This is a genomic window from Paenibacillus barcinonensis, from assembly GCF_003217495.1.
GTDB classification, from domain to species: Bacteria; Bacillota; Bacilli; order Paenibacillales; family Paenibacillaceae; genus Paenibacillus; species Paenibacillus barcinonensis.
On record NZ_QJSW01000020.1, the window covers coordinates 38103 to 60038 of the forward strand.

At 45.2% G+C, this 21936-nt stretch carries 18 protein-coding genes; 17 read left to right on the forward strand and 1 reads right to left on the reverse strand.

Going from position 1 to position 21936, the window contains the following annotated elements:
• The first annotated feature begins 43 nt into the window (after positions 1-43).
• From DFQ00_RS22690 to DFQ00_RS22730, 9 genes are all read left to right on the forward strand, one after another.
• Positions 44-1045: a phosphotransferase enzyme family protein gene (locus tag DFQ00_RS22690; RefSeq protein WP_244213972.1), complete on the forward strand. Its 1002-nt coding sequence runs from the start codon at positions 44-46 to the stop codon at positions 1043-1045.
• A 113-nt stretch (positions 1046-1158) separates the two neighbouring features.
• Positions 1159-2892 (forward strand): sensor histidine kinase, encoded by a 1734-nt coding sequence (locus DFQ00_RS22695; protein ID WP_110898763.1) that lies wholly within the window; start codon positions 1159-1161, stop codon positions 2890-2892.
• On the forward strand, positions 2870-4276 hold the full coding sequence (locus tag DFQ00_RS22700; RefSeq protein ID WP_110898764.1) for a response regulator transcription factor: 1407 nt from the start codon (positions 2870-2872) through the stop codon (positions 4274-4276). Before DFQ00_RS22695 ends, DFQ00_RS22700 begins: the two co-directional genes overlap by 23 nt.
• Before the next feature lie 333 nt (positions 4277-4609).
• Positions 4610-6346, forward strand: a complete 1737-nt coding sequence (locus DFQ00_RS22705) for a type 2 periplasmic-binding domain-containing protein (protein WP_110898765.1) — start codon at positions 4610-4612, stop codon at positions 6344-6346.
• 125 nt (positions 6347-6471) lie between these two features.
• Positions 6472-7338, forward strand: coding sequence for an ABC transporter permease (locus DFQ00_RS22710; protein ID WP_110898807.1), 867 nt, complete (start codon positions 6472-6474; stop codon positions 7336-7338).
• A 13-nt stretch (positions 7339-7351) separates the two neighbouring features.
• On the forward strand, positions 7352-8245 hold the full coding sequence (locus DFQ00_RS22715) for a carbohydrate ABC transporter permease (RefSeq protein ID WP_110898766.1): 894 nt from the start codon (positions 7352-7354) through the stop codon (positions 8243-8245).
• 115 nt (positions 8246-8360) lie between these two features.
• Positions 8361-9989: a glycoside hydrolase family 13 protein gene (locus DFQ00_RS22720; protein WP_110898767.1), complete on the forward strand. Its 1629-nt coding sequence runs from the start codon at positions 8361-8363 to the stop codon at positions 9987-9989.
• Positions 9990-10035: 46 nt separating this feature from the next.
• Positions 10036-11712, forward strand: coding sequence for a glycoside hydrolase family 13 protein (locus DFQ00_RS22725; RefSeq protein WP_110898768.1), 1677 nt, complete (start codon positions 10036-10038; stop codon positions 11710-11712).
• Positions 11713-11865: 153 nt separating this feature from the next.
• Complete coding sequence (locus DFQ00_RS22730) at positions 11866-13266, forward strand: APC family permease (RefSeq protein WP_110898769.1); 1401 nt, start codon at positions 11866-11868, stop codon at positions 13264-13266.
• A gap of 89 nt (positions 13267-13355) precedes the next feature.
• Here the strand turns inward: DFQ00_RS22730 and DFQ00_RS22735 are convergent, their stop codons facing one another.
• Positions 13356-15977 carry an ATP-binding protein gene (locus DFQ00_RS22735; protein ID WP_208643814.1) on the reverse strand — a complete coding sequence of 874 codons (2622 nt, stop codon included), beginning with the start codon at positions 15975-15977 and terminating at the stop codon, positions 13356-13358.
• A 283-nt stretch (positions 15978-16260) separates the two neighbouring features.
• Between DFQ00_RS22735 and ald the strand changes: the two genes are divergently transcribed.
• From ald to DFQ00_RS22775, 8 genes are all read left to right on the forward strand, one after another.
• Positions 16261-17394 (forward strand): alanine dehydrogenase, encoded by a 1134-nt coding sequence (gene ald, locus DFQ00_RS22740; protein WP_110898771.1) that lies wholly within the window; start codon positions 16261-16263, stop codon positions 17392-17394.
• Between the two features lie 27 nt (positions 17395-17421).
• A complete protein-coding gene (locus DFQ00_RS22745) occupies positions 17422-17826 on the forward strand; it encodes a hypothetical protein (protein WP_110898772.1) in 405 nt (134 codons plus the stop codon).
• Positions 17823-19082, forward strand: a complete 1260-nt coding sequence (locus DFQ00_RS22750; protein ID WP_110898773.1) for an aminotransferase class III-fold pyridoxal phosphate-dependent enzyme — start codon at positions 17823-17825, stop codon at positions 19080-19082. The genes DFQ00_RS22745 and DFQ00_RS22750 overlap by 4 nt, the downstream gene beginning before the upstream one ends.
• Positions 19083-19286: 204 nt before the next feature.
• Positions 19287-19556: a metal-sensitive transcriptional regulator gene (locus tag DFQ00_RS22755; protein WP_110898774.1), complete on the forward strand. Its 270-nt coding sequence runs from the start codon at positions 19287-19289 to the stop codon at positions 19554-19556.
• A gap of 207 nt (positions 19557-19763) precedes the next feature.
• A complete protein-coding gene (locus DFQ00_RS22760; RefSeq protein WP_110898775.1) occupies positions 19764-20084 on the forward strand; it encodes a rhodanese-like domain-containing protein in 321 nt (106 codons plus the stop codon).
• A gap of 50 nt (positions 20085-20134) precedes the next feature.
• Entirely contained in the window at positions 20135-20533 is a 399-nt protein-coding gene (locus DFQ00_RS22765) for a rhodanese-like domain-containing protein (RefSeq protein ID WP_110898776.1), read from the forward strand.
• On the forward strand, positions 20511-20903 hold the full coding sequence (locus DFQ00_RS22770; protein WP_110898777.1) for a rhodanese-like domain-containing protein: 393 nt from the start codon (positions 20511-20513) through the stop codon (positions 20901-20903). Before DFQ00_RS22765 ends, DFQ00_RS22770 begins: the two co-directional genes overlap by 23 nt.
• Positions 20904-21072: 169 nt before the next feature.
• Entirely contained in the window at positions 21073-21798 is a 726-nt protein-coding gene (locus DFQ00_RS22775) for a response regulator transcription factor (protein ID WP_110898778.1), read from the forward strand.
• Positions 21799-21936: the final 138 nt, after the last annotated feature.

Sequence of the window (21936 nt, forward strand, 5' to 3'; positions counted from 1 at the left end):
ATGTTCATATGACACTAAACATCAGAAAAAGGGGATGCTCATCATGTTTCATTTTGAATCAGAAAAAGAACTTCAGCAGACGCTGCTGCAATGTAAACAGGCCGCTTTACAGGCACTACCCTATTATCAGCTGGACTGGGAGCAGATTCGATTCAACCAGCTCTCGGGCACATGTACCTTTGTATTGGAAACACAGGAGAAGCAAAAGCTTTTGCTTCGAATTCATTCGGGAACGGATATACAGGAGATTGAATCTGAATTATTATTCCTTGAATCTCTTCATGCAAACAGTGATCTGATCATACCTCAAGGGCTTGTAAGTGCTGCCGGCTCCAGAGTAATTACACTCGAACGAGATGGTGATGTTGAATATCATGCCACATTACTAAGTTGGGTTGAGGGTGAACATTCGCAAGGGGCGCTTACGGATGATCAGGTGTATCAGGAAGGTGTGCTTTTGGCAAAACTGCATCAAGCCACCGAGGGTTTGATGTTAGACGAGAACGCCCATTTCAAACGTCCTGCATGGGGTCAGCAGACATTTCAGCAAGCTTGGGCTCGATTAACGAAGTATTACAGTCGCTTTCTGAGTGAAGCAGAATTCCAGCTGTATCGCGAAGCCGCCGACCGGGTTTCCTCATGGCTCGCCACACTTTCGGTTGAAAAGAACAGCTACGGCTTGATTCATGGTGACCTCCATCAGGGCAATATCATTTTTCATGAAGGGCAGCCTCGCGCCATTGATTTTGGAAGATGTGGCTACGGATTTTATACATACGATATTGCACACATGATTCTGGCACTCTATCCCGCACAAAGAGAAATCGTCATTCAAGGCTACGAGAGCATCAGAACGCTGGATCAAGATTGGTATGCTGTCTTAGAGGCATTTGCGGTGATGGTCCTGATTGAAAATACCAGCCATCATGCCCCCAATCCTCGGGAAATCGAGAGTCTTCAAGCGGAGCAGCCATACGCTCAAGCGATCCTTCAGCACTATTTAGACGGAAAACCATTTCTGTTTAATGCGATTGAGATTAATTAAGATTCCAGATGAAAGCGTTTGACTTATTCGAATAACCTTCTATAATTATGAAAGCAAAGGCAAGCTTCCACAGCAGGAGGCTTGCTGTTTCATTTAGCAAGGAGAATATCAACATGACACTAAAGAAAAGAATCTTTCTGTTGTTTTTCCTCAGTGCGTTTATCCCCTTTATCAGTATATTTGCCATCTCGTATTACACGATCGACTCCATTTTTGCCAATAAGATTGACGATGGAATTCGAAGTAATCTGCAGCAGGTGACCTCGTCTTTGGAGAACTCCATCACCAACCTGAATCACGTAACCCAGCAATTGTCCTACAGTGGTACGGCAGGCAAAAGGCTGCAGCAATTTCTGGACCCTGCCTCTGGTATATTTGACAAAATTGAAGCAAGGGACGAATTAAAGAGCGAGTTAAGTGTTGTGACATTTACCAATCCGAATATCGGATTGACCTTGTATTATTTTCAAAAAGAAGGGACCACGCAATTCGGCAATTTTCCGATCAAAGATCGGTTTTCTCCCGAAGCTTTGCCAATCCTCTTTCAATCCTATGGAATAAGCTATTATAGCCCGCATGTCAGCATGAACCGTTTTAATGACGAGTTGGTTCTGTCCGCAATGCGCAAAGTGAAGCTCTCTGGCAGAGATGATGTGTATATTTATGTCGAATCCGGCTTTCGTCTGACCGAGGATATTCTGGGTTCCAATCAATCCAGCAGCACTGTATCTCATCTCATTCTGGATGCGGAAGGCAATACGGTCTACAGTGAAATACCCGATACGATTCGAGTCGGAGAAAACTTTAACAGCTTAACGAGCGCATCCGTCAAAGACGGCACATCTCGCGGTTATCACTGGTTCAAGACCGATTCTCCGCAGAAATGGAGTGTCGTGTCCGTCATTTCCCAAGATCAATACCAGCAGGAGAAAAATCAATGGCTGGTTCGAATTATGCTGGTTGCTTTATTTTTCCTCGGGTTTACTGTTTTCCTCGCTTGGCTGCTGTGGAAGATGGTGTATAAACCGCTCGGACTGTTTCATTCCGAGATCAATGGGATGTCGAAAAATCCGCAAACCGCAGATCGGCAGCAGGCTCGCACAGCTATTCCCGAATTCGATTTTCTGCTCAGTGAATTCTCCAACATGCAGCATCAGATCAGCGATTTGTTTACGGAGGTGCAGCAGAAGGAAAAAATTCGCGCTGACCTGGAGGTGGAGAAGCTGTTATATCAGATCAATCCACATTTTCTGATGAACACTCTGGATACGGTGCACTGGCTCGCCGTCATGAACGGGCAGGGAGAGATCGACAAGCTGGTACAGGCTCTGAACAAGCTGCTTTACTATAACCTGGGCAAGCTGGGGCAAGTCTCAACCATGCAGGAAGAATTGAATGCGTTGGGACAATATTTGATTTTGCAGCAGATTCGATATGATTTTGAATTTGATGTTCGCATCACAGCGGATGAGCAGGTGCTTCAGATTCCTGTACCTCGCTTTATCCTGCAGCCGCTGGTTGAGAATTCGCTGTACCACGGACTAAGCGATGAAGGTTTTATTCAGATCGAGGTCACATGCACCTCTACATTGAACATTCTGATTCAGGATAACGGGGCAGGCATGAGCGAGGAGACCATTCAGAAGTTGCTGAACAATCGGGTAGCCGAGCAGGATAAAGTCGGGATGGGCATCGGACTGAATTATGTTCATCGCATGCTGAGGGCCCAATACGGGAATCAGGCTCAGCTGCGCATCGAAAGTGAACCCGGTAAGGGAACAAACATCCTGTTGATACTGCCTATAAAAGGAGAAGACGCTCATCATGATAAAAGTGTTAATAGTTGATGACGACAAGCTGGTACGCAAGGGCATTAGCTCTGCAATGCCATGGAAGGATTTTGATATGGAGGTAGTTGGAGAAGCCGGCAACGGGCAGAAAGCATTGGAATTTTTGCAAAGCCATCCTGTCGATCTGATGCTGACCGATCTGGCGATGCCGGTCATGTCCGGCATTGAGCTGATGAGAGCGGCGAAGCAGCTCTATCCGGGGTTACATATTGTCGTATTGACCCTGCATCAGGATTTTGACTATATTCAAGAAGCACTTCGGCTGGGAGCCATTGACTATATCGCCAAAGTTCAGCTGGAGAAAGAGCAGTTCGAGCATGTTCTTCAGCGCATCTATACACGTATTAACGAGTCAGTTCAACCAAACCGCTTAGTGCCTTCACTCGAAGAAACCAATGTTCGTTATTCAACTGTATATGTGCTTGTGTCTCAGGATCGCAACTCTGAACATTCCTGGGTTTCACAGATGAACGTGACTGACTATGAGATGCGTTGGAAGATTGAACGAAACTGCTGTATGTGGGCAGCGCGCAGAGAACAGGAGCAGCAGCTCTTTGAGCAGCTGAAGGAGTTACAGCTTCAAGCCCCACAAACCACACTATTTGTGCTGTCTGATGTACAAGCACGAACGTGGTCACAGATCAAAAGCTGGATTATTCATTACACTGAAACTGAGTTTTTCTACAAATATACTCCTGATCTTAGGGTACTTATGCTTTCGATGAATGATGACAAGCCGTTTGTACTCGCACTGCAGGATGAGAAGCTGGATCAGCTTAAACAAACCTGGTTTCAAACACCATGGACACATCATGAACTTCATTATCGTGAACTTATCCACCAGTTCAAAGCATTACAGTTGCAGAAAGGGCAGCTAACGGGGCTGCTGTACTTCATCGTCATGGAGTGGAATCGCCTGTTTGCCGAGACTTCACTCGGGAAACTCACTATGATTCATTCATTTGATTCCTGGTACGAGGTAGAGACATGGATCAAACAAACCGCAGCGAGCATTCGTCAAGCGGACAAGCAGCACGGGTATTCACCTGAGATTATGGGGGCGGTCAAAAAAGCCGTGAAGATCATTCAAAATGATTTGACTCAGGCGCACACTGCTTCCGGACTATCCCAGCAGCTCAATATCAGTCGAAGTTATTTCAGTCAATGCTTCAAAGAGCTCATGGGACGCACATTTAACGATTACACCCGATTCGTTCGAGTAGAAAAAGCCAAGGAATATCTGGTCAATACGAATCACACCATAGCGTGGATTGCAGAGCAAGTCGGTTATACAGATGAAAAATACTTCAGCCGAATTTTTCGCGAAATGACAGGATTCCTGCCAAGTGAATATCGACAAGCTGGCGTAAACATGGAGTAGCGGAATCATCACAAGGCTCATCTGCATCTGACTTCTATGGAAAAACAAATAATGATTTGGGCATAAATAATCCTTCCAGGTCGACAGCACCTTTCATGATTAAGGGACTGCCGGCTTTTCTTTTCAACAAATACCAGCAAAGGGTAGACAAATGGAAGGCAGCAGGTAGGATAAATGTAATTCTGCTGTGTCATGTGGGGAATATCATCCGAAAACGGTGAACATTTCTCTAACCAAACGAGCGTGCAATCCCTATCCCGGCAGAGGGAATATTCAACTTATAATGAAAGCGTACACAAAAATGATAATCAGATTGAAGGGGAATCTAACAAGATGACAACAAAATGGTCCATGAAAAGCAATCTGTTCACGAAACGTTTGGCTGTGCTGTCCATGTCTGCCATGATGGTTACTGTTCTGGCTGCCTGTGGTGGAAGCACAGAGGCACCTACTGCAGAGGATGCAGGCAAATATGAAGTCAATCCGGGAGAGCCTTTTAGTGCGTATAAGGACGAAATCAGCGTCACTATGGGAAGGGTGACCACAGCCAATCCGAAACTTCCGTCGGGAGATACGTACGAGAACAATGCATATACCCGGCTGGTCAAGGATACGTTTAATGCCAAAATTACAGACCAATTTGAAGCCAACGGTGAAGACTATAGCCGTCAGGTCTCGCTTGCGATTGCATCCGGGGAGCTGCCCGACATGATGCGTGTTGATTCCAAGGATGAGCTGAAGGAACTGGTAGACAATGATCTGATTGAAGACCTGACGGCTGTATATGATCAATACGCCACCGATGAGATTAAAAAAATATACGATTCTTACGATGGTCGTGCCTTGGGCAATGCAACGATAGATGGGCGTTTGATGGGACTGCCGGCAACTTCACTGGATTCTGCGCCAACGATGGTTTGGGTTCGCCAGGACTGGCTGGATTTGCTCGGAATTAAGCTTGATGCAGATGGAGACGGAGCGATCACGCTGGAGGAGGTCGAGCAAACGGCGCAGCAATTTCTGAAAAAAGATCCGGGGCAATCCGGCAATCCGGTCGGTATTCCTTTTGTAAACACCATGAACACGACTGATTATAATGGCTCTGCCTATACAATGCTGGGTGTTGCTTCAACGCAGAATGCATTTCCACAGTATTGGATGAAAGGTGAGGACGGCAAAATCTTCTATGGCTCAACAACCGAAGAGACTAAGCAAATGCTAGGTATTATGGCAAATTGGTTCAAAGCAGGCATCATTGATCCCCAATTCGGGACTCGTACATTTGATGATATTACCGCACTTTATGCGAATGGACAGAGCGGCATCGCCTTTGGACCTTGGCACATTCCTGACTGGGGCCTGATCAGTGTGAAGCAGATGGACAAAAACGCCAAATTTTCGGCTTATACCTTAGAGGATGCAAACGGCAAGGTCAATGTTGCACACGCGAATCCCTCCAACCAGTTTATCGTTGTGAGAAAAGGATACGAGCACCCCGAGCTGGCGGTTAAAATTGTCAATCTGTTCTACGACAAGCTGGCGAATGACAAGGATGTTGCAACAACGATGTCGGAAGCAGCCAAATATCAAGAGACTGGCGTCGATGGATCGACCCGGCCATTCAACATCGAAGTCAACTCAGCGACATCACTGTTGGACGATTATTCGGATGTCGTTCGCGGAATTAAAGGCGAAATCAGTCTGGATGAGGTCCATACGACCGAATCCAAAAACAATATTGGCAGCATCAAAACGTATTTAAGCGACATGGATACAGACGATACAACAGCCTGGTCGAAATATCATTCACGTATTAATGGCGTAGGGCTGATTGATAAGCTAACCAAGGAGAAAAAATTCGTATGGATGACCCCGGCCTTCTCGGGAACCACCTCTAGCATGAAACAAACGTGGGCTAATCTGAGCAAGCTGGAGCAGGAGTCGTTTATCAAAATTATTACCGGGTCGGAACCGATAGATTACTTCGATACTTTTGTGGTCAATTGGAGAAAACAAGGTGGTGACCAAGTAATTCAGGAGATTGAATCCGAGATCACGTCACAACCATAAACATCTACAGAATGTGCGAGGCTGCGCACGGGTATATCCATGTGCGGCCTTTCTTCATCAGGGAAGGAGAATGCTTCTTGAAACAACGAAATTCAAACATCAATGGCCGCATCAGCTCAGGTACAATGTACCATATGATGATGATCCCGGGCATTTTATTTTTGCTTGTATTCAGCTATATTCCGATGGTTGGCGTAATCACAGCCTTTCAGGACTATATCCCGGCCAAAGGAATGTTTGGCTCTGAATTTGTCGGGCTCAAACATTTCATCTATATGTTCAAATTGCCCGACATTGCACAAGTGGTGAGCAACACGTTAGTCATCGCTCTTGGCAAAATTCTGCTCGGTACGCTGATGGCCATCATTTTTTCGGTGCTGCTTAATGAAATTCGCATCAAAACGATTAAGAAATCGGTACAAACGATTGTGTATCTGCCACACTTTCTATCCTGGGTAGTGCTTGCTTCGGTCGTTGTTAATATGTTTAGCCTGGATGGCATTGTGAATCAAATTCTGGCCTTCTTCGGAGTACAGCATATTAATTTCCTAGGCAGCAACACATGGTTTCAACCACTGATTATCGGGACAGATGTATGGAAGGAATTCGGATACAGCTCCATCGTATATCTGGCTGCCATTACCTCCATCGACCCGGGCTTATATGAGGCTGCGGGCATGGACGGGGCCAGCTGGTGGAGAAAAGTATGGCACATTACGCTGCCAGGTATGCTGCCAATTATTCTGCTCATGGGTGTCATGAGTCTGACCAATATATTAAGTGCGGGCTTTGATCAAATCTACAACCTTTATAATCCGATCGTCTATGAATCAGGAGACATTCTGGATACGTATGTTTACCGCATTGGTCTGGTTGGAAGACAGTACAGCTTCGGTACGGCAGTGGGTTTATTCAAGTCCGTGATCGGTATTGTTTTACTGTTATCGGCCAATCAGCTCGCCAAAAAATATACGGATCGCAAAATATTCTAAGGAGGCAACGTCTGTGTCATACTCTGCAAACTTCAAGGATCGACTGGGCCGGTTCTGCATCTATGCCATTGTCATCCTGCTTGCGCTGATCTGCCTTCTGCCTTTATGGAATATCGTAGCGATTTCCTTCAGCAGCAGCGAGGCCGTATCTGCCAATGCAGTTGGACTTGTTCCGGTTAACTTCACGACAGCAGCCTATACCCGAATCATTGATGATGCTCAGTTCTGGCGTTCTTTCGGCATATCCGTGCTGCGTGTAGTGCTTTCCCTTGTGCTCAACATGATTCTGATTACTTTGATGGCTTATCCATTGTCCAAATCCAAAAGGGAATTCAAGGGCAGAAACATCTATATGAATGTTATGATCTTTGCGATGCTGTTCAGCGGGGGCATGATCCCGAGTTACCTGCTGATCAAAAATCTGGATATGCTCAACACCATCTGGGCGCTTGTACTGCCCGGCGCGGTACCGATATTCAGCGTGATCCTGGTCATGAACTTTTTCTCAGCCGTTCCTGAAGCGCTGGAAGAAGCTGCATTCATAGACGGTGCGAGCCCGCTTCAGGTTTTATTCAAAGTTTACGTTCCTGTGTCTATTCCTGCACTGGCCACAGTGGCTTTATTCAGTATCGTGGGTACATGGAATGATTTCTTCAGTGGTTTGATCTATATGACCAAAGTGAGCAACTATCCACTTATGACTTATATCCAGTCACTTAACGTGAATATTGCGGACCTGCTCCAGGCCGGCACAAACTCCAGCGAGCTTAGCAATCTGACCGAGATATCCAATAAAAATCTGAATGCAGCCAAAATCGTAGTGGCAGTGATTCCGCTACTGCTGATTTATCCGCTGCTCCAGAAATACTTTGTAACGGGAATCGTTGTCGGATCGGTCAAGGAATAACCAGCTGCAATCAGAACATAAACGTGAGTATTTTAATATATAAGGGCAATCACTCAAGAATAAAATAGGATAGAGGGCGCAGCCACTTGGGCACGTCAGAGAGGTGGAGCAACGTATGGAACCGAAGCAATGGTGGAAAGAGACAGTTGTTTATCAGATCTATCCTCGCAGTTTTCAGGATAGCAATGGAGATGGAATTGGTGACTTGAAGGGCATTGTCTCCCGTCTGGATTATCTGCAGCAGCTTGGAATCGGTGCAATCTGGTTATCACCCGTATGCAAATCTCCTCAAGATGATTACGGTTATGATATTTCAGATTATCAGGATATTGATCCGATGTTCGGCTCACTGGAGGATATGGAAGCCTTAATTGATGAAGCTGCCAAACGGAACATACGCATTATCATGGATCTGGTTCTCAATCATACATCCGATGAGCATCCCTGGTTCCAGGAAGCCAAAAAGGGAAAAGACAATCCATACTATGACTATTATGTATGGCGAGACGGGATTGAAGGAACACCGCCTAACGACTTGGGCTCTACCTTCGGCGGTTCAGCCTGGGAGTGGGTGCCCGAGATGGGCCAATATTATTTACATTTATTTTCTGTCAAGCAGCCGGACCTTAACTGGGCCAATCCGAAAGTACGGCAGGAAATGTACAATATGATCAATTGGTGGATCGGGAAGGGTGTCGGTGGGTTTCGCCTCGATGTCATTGACCTGATCGGTAAAGAGCCGGATGCCAAAATCACAGGAAACGGGCCTCTTCTCCATGAATATATTCGAGAATTAAGTCGGGAAACGTTCCAAAAAGGAAATGAGCTGTTAACGGTGGGCGAAACATGGGGAGCCACGCCAGACATTGCGAAACTGTACAGCAACCCGGACGGCAGTGAGTTTTCCATGGTATTTCAGTTTGAGCATATCAGCCTGGATGAGCAGGAGGGCAAGGGTAAGTGGGATCTCAAACCTCTGGATCTGATGGAGCTGAAAACGGTACTGTCCAAGTGGCAGACCGAGCTTAAAGGAGAGGCATGGAACAGTCTGTTCTGGAATAACCACGACCTGCCACGGATCGTCTCACGCTGGGGGAACGATGGCGAGTTCAGAGTTGAGTCCGCTAAAATGCTCGCAACCCTGTTGCATGGAATGCAAGGTACACCTTACATCTATCAGGGTGAGGAGCTGGGTATGACCAATGTTCAATATGAGATTGAGGATTATCGGGATATTGAATTGCTTCGGTTGTACCGGGAAAGAATCGAAAAGGGGTATACTGAACAGGATGTGATGGAGTCGATCTACGCGAAGGGACGCGATAATGCGAGAACGCCTATGCAGTGGAATGATTCCAAACATGCAGGATTTACTACGGGCGAACCTTGGATCAAAGTTAATCCGAATTACACGGACATTCACGCCGCAGAAAATGTAAACAATCCGAATTCAATATTCCATTATTATCGTCAGCTCATTCAGCTCAGAAAAGATTATGAAGTCATTGTTTATGGCGATTATACATTGATTTTCCCGGAACATCCCGATGTGTTTGCTTACAAACGAACGTTACATGATAAACAAATTATAGTGGTTTGCAATTTCCGGGGATATAAGGTAGAACTACCGCTCCAGGAGCAAATGGAAGAATCTGCTAAACTGTTGCTGGCTAATTATTCAGATCATCTGGCTCATAACGAATTACGTCCATACGAAGCCAGAATGTACCTTATGGAAACTTAAAAATATTATGATAACAGCCGTAGTTAAGAAAGAAGGAAGAGTACGAATGAAAAGAGTATGGTGGAAAGAGGCAACCGCTTATCAAATCTATTCAAGGAGCTTTATGGATTCAAACGGGGACGGCATCGGCGACATTCAAGGAATTCTGTCCAAACTGGACTATATTCAGGAGCTTGGTATTGATCTGATATGGATCTGTCCGATGTATAAGTCGCCTAATGATGATAACGGGTATGACATCAGTGATTACTGCTCTATTATGGATGAATTCGGAACGATGGCTGATTTTGATCAATTATTACAGGAAGTCCATCGGCGCGGTATGAAGCTTATTATGGATCTGGTCATTAACCACACCAGTGACGAGCATCCCTGGTTCATTGAATCCCGTTCTTCCGTCGATAATCCGAAACGGGACTGGTATATCTGGAGGGACGGCAGGAACGAAGAGGAGCCTAACAACTGGGAAAGCATCTTTGGCGGCTCGGCCTGGCAATACGACGAAACTAGAGGGCAGTATTATCTTCATCTGTTCTCCAAAAAACAACCGGACCTCAACTGGGCCAATGCCGAGGTTCGTAAATCTATCTACCAGATGATGAATTGGTGGATGGACAAAGGCATTGACGGCTTTCGGGTGGATGCGATCAGCCATATCCATAAAGAAGAGGGTTTGCTGGATATGCCGGCCAAGGAAGGCGTCAGATACATTTCTTCATTTGAGAAGCACATGAATGTGAAAGGCATTCAACGTTATCTGCAGGAAATGAAGGAAGAAACGCTCTCCAAATATAACGTTGTCACTGTTGGCGAAGCAAATGGAGTAAAAGTAGAGGATTCCGAGGATTTACTCGATTGGATCTGTGAAGTCAGAGGCAAATTCAATATGGTATTCCAATTCGAGCACCTTGACTTGTGGAATAACAGCACAGACAGGCAGCTGGATGTTTCCAAGCTGAAAAATGTGATGACCAAATGGCAGAAAGCACTGGAAGGCATCGGCTGGAATGCGCTGTTTATTGAAAACCACGACCAGCCGCGCAAGGTTTCCTCCTGGGGAAACGATACGCAATATTGGTATGAAAGTGCTACAGCGCTTGGTGCCATGTACTTTTTCATGCAGGGCACGCCATTCATCTATCAGGGACAGGAAATTGGAATGACCAATGTGTCTTATCCTTCGATTGAGGATTACAACGACATCGCTGACCACAACCTGTATCGGATCAAACGGGAAGAAGGCATGTCACACGAGCAGATTATGAATATGATCTGGGCGTCCAGCCGGGATAATTCCAGAACACCGATGCAGTGGTCGGCAGGGAACCAGGGTGGGTTCACGACAGGTATTCCCTGGTTAAGGATGAATGATAATTATCTCGATATTAACGTGGAAAAACAGCTGCAGGAGCCTCATTCTGTTCTAAATTTCTATAAACAGATGATCCGGCTGCGGAAACAGCATGACACGTTGATTTACGGCACTTACGACCTTCTATTGCCTGAATATCCTGAAGTTTTCGCTTACACACGCACACTGGAAAATCAGCAGGTGCTGGTGCTTATCAATCTGAGCGAACACACCGTGGAGATGGAGGAAAATGAGCTTGGCGTTCGGTTATCAGAGCTCTGGCTGACCAACTACGTGAATCATGTCTCTGGTCGACTGCAACCGTATGAAGCCCGTATTGGATTATGTGACTCCTTTTTTCGTTTCTTCTAGCTTTGTGTCATATTAGATGACACAATTTGATGCAAAAATCTGTTTTTGTAATTATTTTCTCTTGTTTTGTAATTCTCATGTATTAGACTCTCCGTAATATTCATTTAAGTGGAAGGTAATATTCCATACTAAGCAATTAATGGAGGGAATAACGTGGGAATTACAGCAGAGAACGCCAATCAAGGAAAGTTAACCTTAAAACATCAAATTATTTTCGGCCTTGCGTACATGTCTCCACTAGCAGCTATGAGCACGCTAGGGATCGTCACCGAAATGACACAAGGTTTAGTAGCCACCACATACTTGATCGCATTAATCGTCGTTATGTTTACGGTATACAGTTATAGTCAAATGGTGAAGGCATATCCGATATCCGGCTCTTCTTATACGTATACACAGAAATCATTACATCCCAATGTAGGGTTTCTCGTAGGCTGGGCAGTGCTCATGGACTATTTATTTGTTCCGATGTTATGTACGCTGATTTTTGGTTTGTACATGAACACATTAATTCCAGAAATCCCGCAATTCGTATGGATGATCTCCCTGGCTGTACTGATGACAATCCTGAATGTCCGTGGTGTAAAGCTCGCAGTCAAAGTGAATAGTTTACTTATTCTCCTTCAGTATGTCGGTGTCGCTGTATTTGTCTATTTATGTATAAGAGGTTTAACGCATGGTCTGGGAAGTAATACGCTGTTCTCACTTGAACCTTTCTACAATCCGAATTTTGCACTTGCTAATGTTGTTGCTGGCGCAGCACTTGTTTTTCAGTCCTTCCTGGGCTTTGATGCGATTGCAACATTGGCAGAGGAATCTGTTCAACCCAAAAAAACCATCCCCAAGGCTCTCGCTATTTGCTGCTTGCTGAATGGCTTGGTATTTGTAACCATCTCATATCTCTCAAGCCTGGCATATCCCTCTCACCGTTTCCAATCTGCGGACACTGGAATTCTTGAGATAGGCTTATATTTGGCAGGAAACTGGTATATTATCTTCTCCTCGATTACATCCATGATTGCAAGTGCAGCTTCCATGCTTGCTTCTCAATCCAGTGCCGCTACAATGCTCTATGTAATGTCTCGCGACGGGGTTTTCCCGAAAAAATGGTTAGCTCGCAAGCACTCCAAATTCGGAACTCCTTATATTAACATTATTCTGATCGGCCTGATTTCCATGACAGGTGCATTATTTCTGAATTTGGGCACCGCTGCTTCATTTATCAATTTTGGAGCCTTCCTCGCTTTTACATCCGTTAATCTATGCGTGATTGCACATTATTACATCCGCAACAGACAACGTTCCTTGAAAGATCATATTTTTTATTTGCTCATTCCCTCCGTTGGAGCTGTAAGCAATCTCTGGCTGTTAATCAATCTTGAGCGCACCGCTCTCATTCTTGGCACAACCTGGATCATTCTAGGAATTGCATATCTTTTATATCTGACCCGGTTTTTTAAAGCCAAAATTCCACAGATGGAAGTCGTGGATCAGCATGTAGAGTTGATGGAGAAAAGACCGGATACACAAGTGCCTCTCTCGGCAGTCAATTAAACGACAAGCTCATCACCAAGCGCACCGAAAATGATCTAATAAAGACGCCTCAACCCCAAATGTGAAGGGGCGAAGGCGTCTTATTTCTGTTATACGAGTAAAATTGCAGTAATTTCGCTTGGCAGCTCTAGTCCGAGCTCCTTATGAATGTAACGTTCCATTTTGGAAGCGACATGTCTGGCCTGAGATCGCATTCCGTACTGAATGAGGGAACCAATATATTCAATATATGACTCCTCGCGATAAGGGTCCTTGTTGACTAGCTTCTCATAATACCCTAATGCACGAATAGGGTCATTGTTCGTTTTGTAATGCTGTGCAACTTCTTTTAACAGCTTCAAGTATGAAAGACGTATTTTCTCTCGTTCAATTTCCAGAAATGGCTCGTACAGATATTCAGAGAAGTAGTCTCCTCTATACATACTCTCAGCCCGAAGTAATGCAGGAATATCAGGAAGAGCAGCATTAGAAGAAAGAGCATACACATAATGATCCAGATCAAGATCAATGTATGCAGCGTTCAGATAATACAGGCCAGACTCACGGCAGATGAATTTGATCCCGTCACCAGGTGATGTATTCTTTTCAAGTGATTTTCGAAGAGTGGAGAGAGCAACATGAAAATGATTGCTTGCTGACTTGAGATCCTCCATAGGAAAAAGCTCATCCAGTATGAGATCTTTATGCATTTTGCGATTACGGTGTGTGATCAGGTACTGAAGCACTCGTAAACTGGAGGATCTATTAATTACGATTAATTCCCCATTCCATTTCATTTCAAAGGTGCCCAGCACGTTTACTTCCAGTTTAGCTGATTGCTCCTGAATCTGCTCCACCTTTCGTGTAGGGACATCCGTGCGAATCGTTTGCTCGTTCCAGATATGAGTAAAGGTGGCAATTAGTGCAGAAGAGGACTCTAACCATCTACAGGCTTCAGCAAAGCTTCGCTCAGCCTCTTCAATATCACCACAGGCGTGCAGGGTTTGCGCCAGTTCGAATAAAGCCCAGCCTTTGTCAAAATTTAATGAAAAAGCATTTGCAAGGGCGTAAGCCTTACGGGCCCATTCAATGGATTTGGATAGCTCCTGCTGCATACGATATGTCCTGCTTATCGTTGACCAAATGAACAAGTTGGATATATCGTTCTCATCCGACAGTGAGAGGGCTTGATTCGCATACAATGCCCCCTCCTCAATGTGATTCATATCCAGATAAATGTTTGCCATAGTATCCAGTACAAGTAACTGAATCGGTTGTATACCATACTTCTCTGCAATAAAAAGAGATTTTCGCGCGTATGACATAGCCTCATCCAATCGTCCCTCACACCGCCGTATATCAGCAATTCCATTCAGACTAAACGCTGCAATCGGATGATCGTTCATCGCTGTTGAAGCTTCTAGCGCATCCTCATATAACTCCACTGCTTTTGCCGGATTCACACCTGTATAGATCGCAGCTAGTCGATGGCCCACCACCATTCGATTCCTCAAGCTCTTGCTGGCACGAGCTTCCTTCATTCGCTCCTCCAGATGAGAAATCAATTCCTCGTATGCATTGGCACTGTAACAACGGATAATAAAAAAAGTCAGAAAGGCTACGGATAAACCCGGTGAAGCTTTTTCTACCCAGCCTTCAGCCAGTATCATCAATTCCAATGGATTATATCTTGAAGATAACATATTCGCACACCGTGCAGCATTTAAGTAGTCGCCACCTGCTATATAGTTCGAGAAGGCACTAAAAAATTCAAAGCGGCGCTCATAGATGCCAGCCAATTCGACATGCCTCTGCTTGAGCTGCATTGCACCTATTTTTTTCTTGTAGGTTTCATAAAGAAAAACCCTGAACAACGAGTGGTAGCGAAGAGCACCATTCTCCTTTTTCACAAACAGATTGTTGCGAATCAGTGCCTCCAGCATGGTCTCGGAGGGCGGGTCGCCAATATATTGATCCATTACCTGGATGTCCAGCTCAGTTAATACGCTGCTTTTCAGCAGGAAATCACCAACTTCCAGACCCTGGCTCATCATGACGGCCGTCTCAAAATAGCTGAATATTTCCACGTTCACACTGAGCCTCGATAAATAAGTCATTCTCTCGCGCGGAGACTTCTCCCTAAAAGCCTTGAGTATAAAGGGCAGGATGGCCGCCCAGCCTTCCGTCTTCTCATAGATTATCTCCAGCTCTTCAGGAAGTAATTCGATTCCAGCCAGCTGTTGGAAGTAACTCACGATCTCGGAGGGAGTGAAGGATAGCTCATCCGTCCCAAGTTCCATATAATCCCAGTTTGATTTTAATTTCGCCCAATCCGAGTGCAGTGAAGAGCATGATACTAAAATAAACTGGAAGTGGGGAGGTGCACTTTCGATCAGATTCTGAATCATCCTGCGTGTTTTCTCGTGTTCATCTAACAGATGATAGTTATTTAGAACGATAACCTTGGACTTATTACATAAGAACAGCAGGGAGAGAATATCGTGAATTCCATTCGAGGCAAGCTTCACTTGAAGATTGTTTTCTTCAGAGTCCATATGCAGCGCTCGGAACACAGCAACCTTCAGATAAGTTAACCCTCGATCCTCTGTCATGTCCTCCAGATCAAGATTGATCCAAATCGGATCTATTTCTTTATTTTTCAAAAAATCAGAGATCACTATCGCCTTCCCATACCCAACGGGACCATTGATGTGAATAAATCTACCATTCATTCCAGATTCGAGTCTGTTAAATAACCGTTGACGAGGAACGTAAGAAATGAAAGTTGGCATTCGCAGTTTACTCTCGATGATATTCATTGCAAATCCCCACCTTTTTACGACTTAATCATTTATATGTCAGGTATTATACCACAATTTATCAGAATCTAGTGTTAAAACGTTTAAAACTCTCTTTTGTAAGTAAAACTCATCGTTATTGTAATTCCCATGTCATTTATCCTCCGTATAGTGATGTTATAAAACATCATAATGATTTGAAAGAGGTGCAGTATACATGAAAATTGGGGTACCTAAAGAAATTAAAAACAATGAAAACCGTGTAGCCATAACACCTGCGGGCGTGTTGGAATTCGTTCAGGCGGGACATAAGGTCATCCTTCAGGAAGGAGCAGGTGAAGGAAGCGGCTTTCCTGATGCGCTATACAGTGAAGCGGGAGCGATACTAGTACAGCGTGCAGAAAGTGTATGGGGCAGCGCTGATATGATTATGAAAGTAAAAGAGCCATTGCCGGAAGAATATGTTTATTTTAGAAAAGGGTTGATTTTATTCACCTATCTTCATCTTGCCGCCGAACCTCATCTGGCTAAGGCTCTTGTGGACTCGGGGGTTACAGCAATCGCTTATGAAACGGTTAACGTGAACGGCAGCTTACCCCTTTTGGTTCCAATGAGCGAAATTGCAGGTCGAATGTCGGCACAGAAAGGTGCAGAAATTCTCGAAAAACCGAACGGCGGTCTTGGCATTCTTTTGTCAGGTATCCCGGGGGTACAGCGCGGTAAAGTTACTGTGCTTGGCGGAGGAATCGTGGGAACAAATGCCGCGAGGGTAGCACTCGGATTGGGAGCGAATGTGACAATCCTTGACCTAAATGCGACTCGGTTAAGACAGCTTGATGACTTGTTCGGAAATTCTGTACAAACCCTTGTCTCCACACCGTCCAATATCTCGGCTGCAGTTCAAGAAGCGGACTTGCTGATCTGTGCTGTCCTTATTCCCGGAGCAAAGGCTCCCAGACTTGTCACCGAAGACATGGTTAAAGGCATGAAAGCAGGATCTGTTATTGTCGATGTCGCCATCGATCAAGGTGGTGTTGTGGAAACGATAGACCATATTACGACACATGACAATCCCACTTACATTAAACATGGAGTAGTGCATTATGCCGTTGCCAATATGCCAGGTGCAGTGCCTCAAACAGCTACATTGGGACTAACGAATGCAACTTTGCCTTATGCACTGCAGTTAGCCAATCATGGGTTATACCAGGCTATCGAGAGTAACCCCGGCTTAAAATATGGTGTGAATGTATTCAACGGGAAAGTGACCTATGGAACGGTAGCGCGCGATCTCGGTTATGACTATATTGAAGTCTCTGAAGCTTTATTAGCTGAAGCAGCCGTTCTGTAGCCTGTAAATAGAAGAGGAGGAAAAGAAATGAACCAAGACACCGCTTTAACTGCTGAGCGTTATACTCTGCTCATTGAATCATTTATAGATCACGTGGTACACCTTGTTCAAAATGATGTGACATGCAGTCAACATGCCTCCAAGCTGTCAGGTGTCATTTCTATAGAGATTGGTACAGACAAAATAGGGTTTGCTTTTGACAATGGGCAAATAACAACGAGCAGAGGAGAGAATGTACCTCGTCCAACGGCAAGCATCTATTTCATGGATCTGGAAACGGTACTCCATATTTTGTCTGGAACCGCAGACGTTAACCTCTGCTGTGTCAGAGGGACGTTTATCATCAAGGGATACTTACCATTACTTGCGATATTCAATCCGATTATGGGGAAAGCATTTCAACTCACTATGGAAGGAGAGGCTGTACAATGAAAACGTATGAATACAACAAAAGTCACGCTTTATTTGAACGAGCTGCTCAGGTCATCCCTGGTGGAATCTATGGTCATCTAGGCGTTGCAGGCGGGAGACGGTACATTCCTGCCAGCGCCTATCCATTGTTTGCTGAACGGGCAGAGGGTGCATACTTCTGGGATGTAGACGGAAACAGATTCCTGGACTATATGGCTGCGTACGGTCCTAACGTGCTTGGCTATAATGATCGGGAAGTGAACGAAGCGGCGATCAAGCAAGCTGCCATTGCGGACTGCACCACGCTGCCCTCATCTTTGATCGTTGATCTTGCAGAGCTTATGGTGGATACCGTAGCATCAGCAGATTGGGCCTTTTTTGCCAAAAACGGGGGAGATGTCACCACGCTGGCTGTAATGAGCGCAAGAGCTGCAACAGGCAGAAAGAAAATCATCTTTCTTGAAGGCTACTACCACGGTGTTGCTCCATGGGCTCATACCGACACAGGTCCAGGTATTCTGGAGGAAGAGGTGTCCAATAACATTCTGATTCCATGGGATGACCTGGATGCCCTGGAAGCAGTTATTCGCGAACATAAAGAAGACATCGCAGGCCTTATTGCCACACCGTACTATCATACCGTTTTTGATTCCAACCAGCTCCCGGCCAAAGACTACTGGCAAAAAGTAAGAAAGCTATGTACCGACAATGGAATTGTTTTGATCTTTGATGATATTCGTTGCGGCTTCCGCCTGGATATGGCAGGATCAGACCATTACTTCGGCATCAAGGCGGATCTGATCTGTTTTTGCAAAGCGATTGCGAATGGCTGGAATCTCTCTGCCCTTTGCGGAACAGATGCACTAAAAAGTGCCGTGCAATCTGTCTTCTATACCGGTAGCTACTGGATGTCCGCTGTACCTTTTGCAGCTGCCATTGCTACAATTAACAAATTAAAACGCATAAACGGCGTTCAGCTTATGAACGATATTGGTACCCGATTGACATCAGGCTTGAGCGAAGTTGCAAAAAGTCATGGCTTCAATATGGAGGCCTCCGGCGCACCATCACTGTTCTATCTGCATATTACGGATGATAAATCGATGATGCTCCAACAGGACTGGGCTGCGGAGTGTGTTAAACGAGGTGTGTTTTTCTCCCATTACCATAATATGTTCACCAACTGTGCGATTGGTGATGAAGAGATCAAGCTTTCACTTGAGGTCGCTGACGAAGCCTTCAAAGCAGTCAAAGTGAAGCATCCTCAATTTATCTGAAAATAAGGCTATACAAGATATAGCAATGTCTGTGTTACTAAATACTAGAACCGTCTTAAACCAAAAGTCGCTATTTTAGCGGCTTTTTGTGTTTAAATCAATGAAGCACTTATGATTCAGTGATCTATTGTTGAAAAGGTGTACCTTATGAAGTTTTGATCTATAATATACCCATACAGGTATGGATAAGGAGTGACATCAGCAATGGAATATAACTATACAGACAGCTTGAAAACACGTTTGCGGAGAATTGAAGGTCAGGTTCGGGGGGTGCTCCGATTAATGGATGAAGGAAAGCCATGTAAAGAAGTAGTTGCCCAATTGTCTGCTGTTCGTAATGCATCTGATCGAGCGCTCGCTCAGATGGTTGCCGAGAACCTTCAGCAATGCATCATGGCAGAGCAGGAGGCAGGCGGTAAGGATACGGACAAGCTGGTGAAGGAAGCGATCGAGCTGCTGGTGAAAAGCAGATAGTTGAAGCGGGCGGAGGCGGATGACTGAATGATAGGTTATATGGGTGCTAATTTCACCTGTTAAGCCTTGATGAGCTATCCGCTAAATCCAACAAGAAGATGGGACTTGAGAAAGACTTAATTTAGGTCTATAATACCCATAGGGGTATATGTTTCATAATATGATTGGTATGGTGTTTAAAAACAAAACAGATTGGAGCAGATATAGATGGCATTTCAGATTCCAAAGGCAATCACACCTCAAGAGGTCGCAGCGCAGTTAAAACAAGGGAAACAGCTATTCCTGCTGGATGTGCGGGAGGATGCTGAGTGGGTAGAAGGGCATGTGCAGGGGGCAAAACATATTCCGTTAGGACAGTTGATGGAACGGGTAACGGAGCTTCCAGTCTCTCAAGAGATTATTGTGATGTGCCGAAGCGGGAACCGTAGTGGTCTGGCCTGTGAGCTCTTGCATGAGAAAGGTTTCCCGATTGTGAATATGACAGGTGGTCTTGGTAGCTGGACGGATTATGATCAATTGGTTCGATAATCCTGCTCAACTCCTGTAACGGAAGTACCTTGAAGAAAGGATGTCATTGAATGACACTGGTGTATATTACGGCCGGAGCCGGTATCCTATGGCTAATCGTTCAGCTGTGGCCGGTCTCCTCCCTAACCTATGTGAGCCGCAAGGAGTGGGACCCATCACACAAACGGTGGTCTGATGTTAGAATGCTGGATGTCAGGGACTCAAGCGAGTTCTGGCAAAATCACATCCCGGGTTCAATCAATATATCCATTGGCCGATTGTCTGCAGTCTGGAGTAAGGAGCTGTCACCGGATCAGGAGGTTATCATCTTCTCACGGAACTGGCTGTCCCGTCAAAAAGCAGCACGCATTCTGGCGCGCCGCGGATTCAAACAGTTGTATGCCGTGAAAGGGTGTTATTTTGACATAAATAGAAAGGGAGAGTCCTGTGAACGTAAATACTGTTATTAATATCGCTATTTTGCTTCTGATTGTCTGGTTCCTTTATACCCGACTGAAGCCGGTCAACGGTCTGACCCATTTAAAAGCGAATGAATTCCGGCAGGCCATCAAATCGAACAATCCAGGCATGGTGGTAGATGTACGCGAGCCTGCGGAATACAACAGGGGGTTTATCCCGGGAGCAGTCAACATTCCGTTGTCGCAGCTGCAGCAGCGATTAAGCGAGATACCGCAAAACAAGCAAGTTTTTCTATACTGCCAGAGCGGCATGCGTAGCAAGAGTGCAGCCAAAATATTAAGCAAGCATGGCTATGATCAAATCTCTAATCTTAAAGGCGGCGTCAGTGCATGGCGAGACAAACTGGCTTCCAAAAAATAAAGCTCCACTCAAATTAAATCGGTTTCTGTTAAAGTTCAAACATTGTTTACAATTAGATTAAATGTGGAGAAGACATGGCTCTATTGAGTCATGTTTCTTTTTGTTTACAGACCGTATGCTTTTTAAGGACAAAGTACAACCCATCCATGATGCGTAGGAGGAATGACATGTGCTGGAAGCCTTTCCGAGTAAAAGAATACTGATTGTGGATGATGATGCACGGGTGCGAAGATTGCTTCGGATGTATCTGGAAAAGGAACAATTCATAATTGAGGAAGCCGGGCTGGGCTGGCAAGCACTAAGCAAGCTTCATCACTCTTCTTATGCCATGATCATTCTTGATTGGGCACTTCCCGATATCAAAGGAGTCGAGATATGCAGCTATCTTAGAACCAGCTTGAACATACCTGTCATGTTTCTAACCGGACGAACCGAGGAAGCGGATCGTGTTAAGGCTTTCCAGGCAGGAGCCGATGACTTTGTGATGAAGCCATTCAGTCCTAGAGAAGTGGTGCTGCGCATCAAATCGATGCTTGCTCGTTATCACGGCTTTACCGACCAGATCGCAACGGAGCTCACTGCAAGTGAGGTGATGATTGGTTCGATTCTGATCAATCCTGTCACGCGAAAAGTAAGTGCAGAGCAGGAGGAAATTCATATGACCCCCAAAGAATTTGAACTGCTTTATCATCTGGCAACTCATCCCGAGACGGCCTATTCCAGACAAGATTTACTCCGAATCGTCTGGAAGGTAGAACGAGAAGAAGAGCTGGATTTTCGAACGGTGGATACTCATGTGAAACGTCTGCGCGACAAATTATCTCATTACTTGCCGAGTCGGGAAGATCTGATTCAGACGTTGTGGGGAATCGGATATATTATGCGTTTGCCTTGACTTCCGGTTCATTGGAGGCATCGCTACACGCAACATTTGGTTCATTTTTACAGATCAAGAACCTATATGATACCAAAGCAGGAGCCGCCCAACCTGAACAAAGCAACTCCTGCCTTGGTGTTACCTAAACAAGCTTTG

Coding starts and splice junctions, on each gene's coding strand:
- DFQ00_RS22755 (WP_110898774.1), top strand. CDS start 19,287: ATGGAATATAACTATACAGACAGCTTGAAAACACGTTTGCGGAGAATT.
- DFQ00_RS22695 (WP_110898763.1), top strand. CDS start 1,159: ATGACACTAAAGAAAAGAATCTTTCTGTTGTTTTTCCTCAGTGCGTTT.
- DFQ00_RS22700 (WP_110898764.1), top strand. CDS start 2,870: ATGATAAAAGTGTTAATAGTTGATGACGACAAGCTGGTACGCAAGGGC.
- DFQ00_RS22690 (WP_244213972.1), top strand. CDS start 44: ATGTTTCATTTTGAATCAGAAAAAGAACTTCAGCAGACGCTGCTGCAA.
- DFQ00_RS22710 (WP_110898807.1), top strand. CDS start 6,472: ATGTACCATATGATGATGATCCCGGGCATTTTATTTTTGCTTGTATTC.
- DFQ00_RS22760 (WP_110898775.1), top strand. CDS start 19,764: ATGGCATTTCAGATTCCAAAGGCAATCACACCTCAAGAGGTCGCAGCG.
- DFQ00_RS22725 (WP_110898768.1), top strand. CDS start 10,036: ATGAAAAGAGTATGGTGGAAAGAGGCAACCGCTTATCAAATCTATTCA.
- DFQ00_RS22765 (WP_110898776.1), top strand. CDS start 20,135: ATGACACTGGTGTATATTACGGCCGGAGCCGGTATCCTATGGCTAATC.
- DFQ00_RS22735 (WP_208643814.1), bottom strand. CDS start 15,977: ATGAATGGTAGATTTATTCACATCAATGGTCCCGTTGGGTATGGGAAG.
- DFQ00_RS22705 (WP_110898765.1), top strand. CDS start 4,610: ATGACAACAAAATGGTCCATGAAAAGCAATCTGTTCACGAAACGTTTG.
- DFQ00_RS22745 (WP_110898772.1), top strand. CDS start 17,422: ATGAACCAAGACACCGCTTTAACTGCTGAGCGTTATACTCTGCTCATT.
- DFQ00_RS22720 (WP_110898767.1), top strand. CDS start 8,361: ATGGAACCGAAGCAATGGTGGAAAGAGACAGTTGTTTATCAGATCTAT.
- ald (WP_110898771.1), top strand. CDS start 16,261: ATGAAAATTGGGGTACCTAAAGAAATTAAAAACAATGAAAACCGTGTA.
- DFQ00_RS22750 (WP_110898773.1), top strand. CDS start 17,823: ATGAAAACGTATGAATACAACAAAAGTCACGCTTTATTTGAACGAGCT.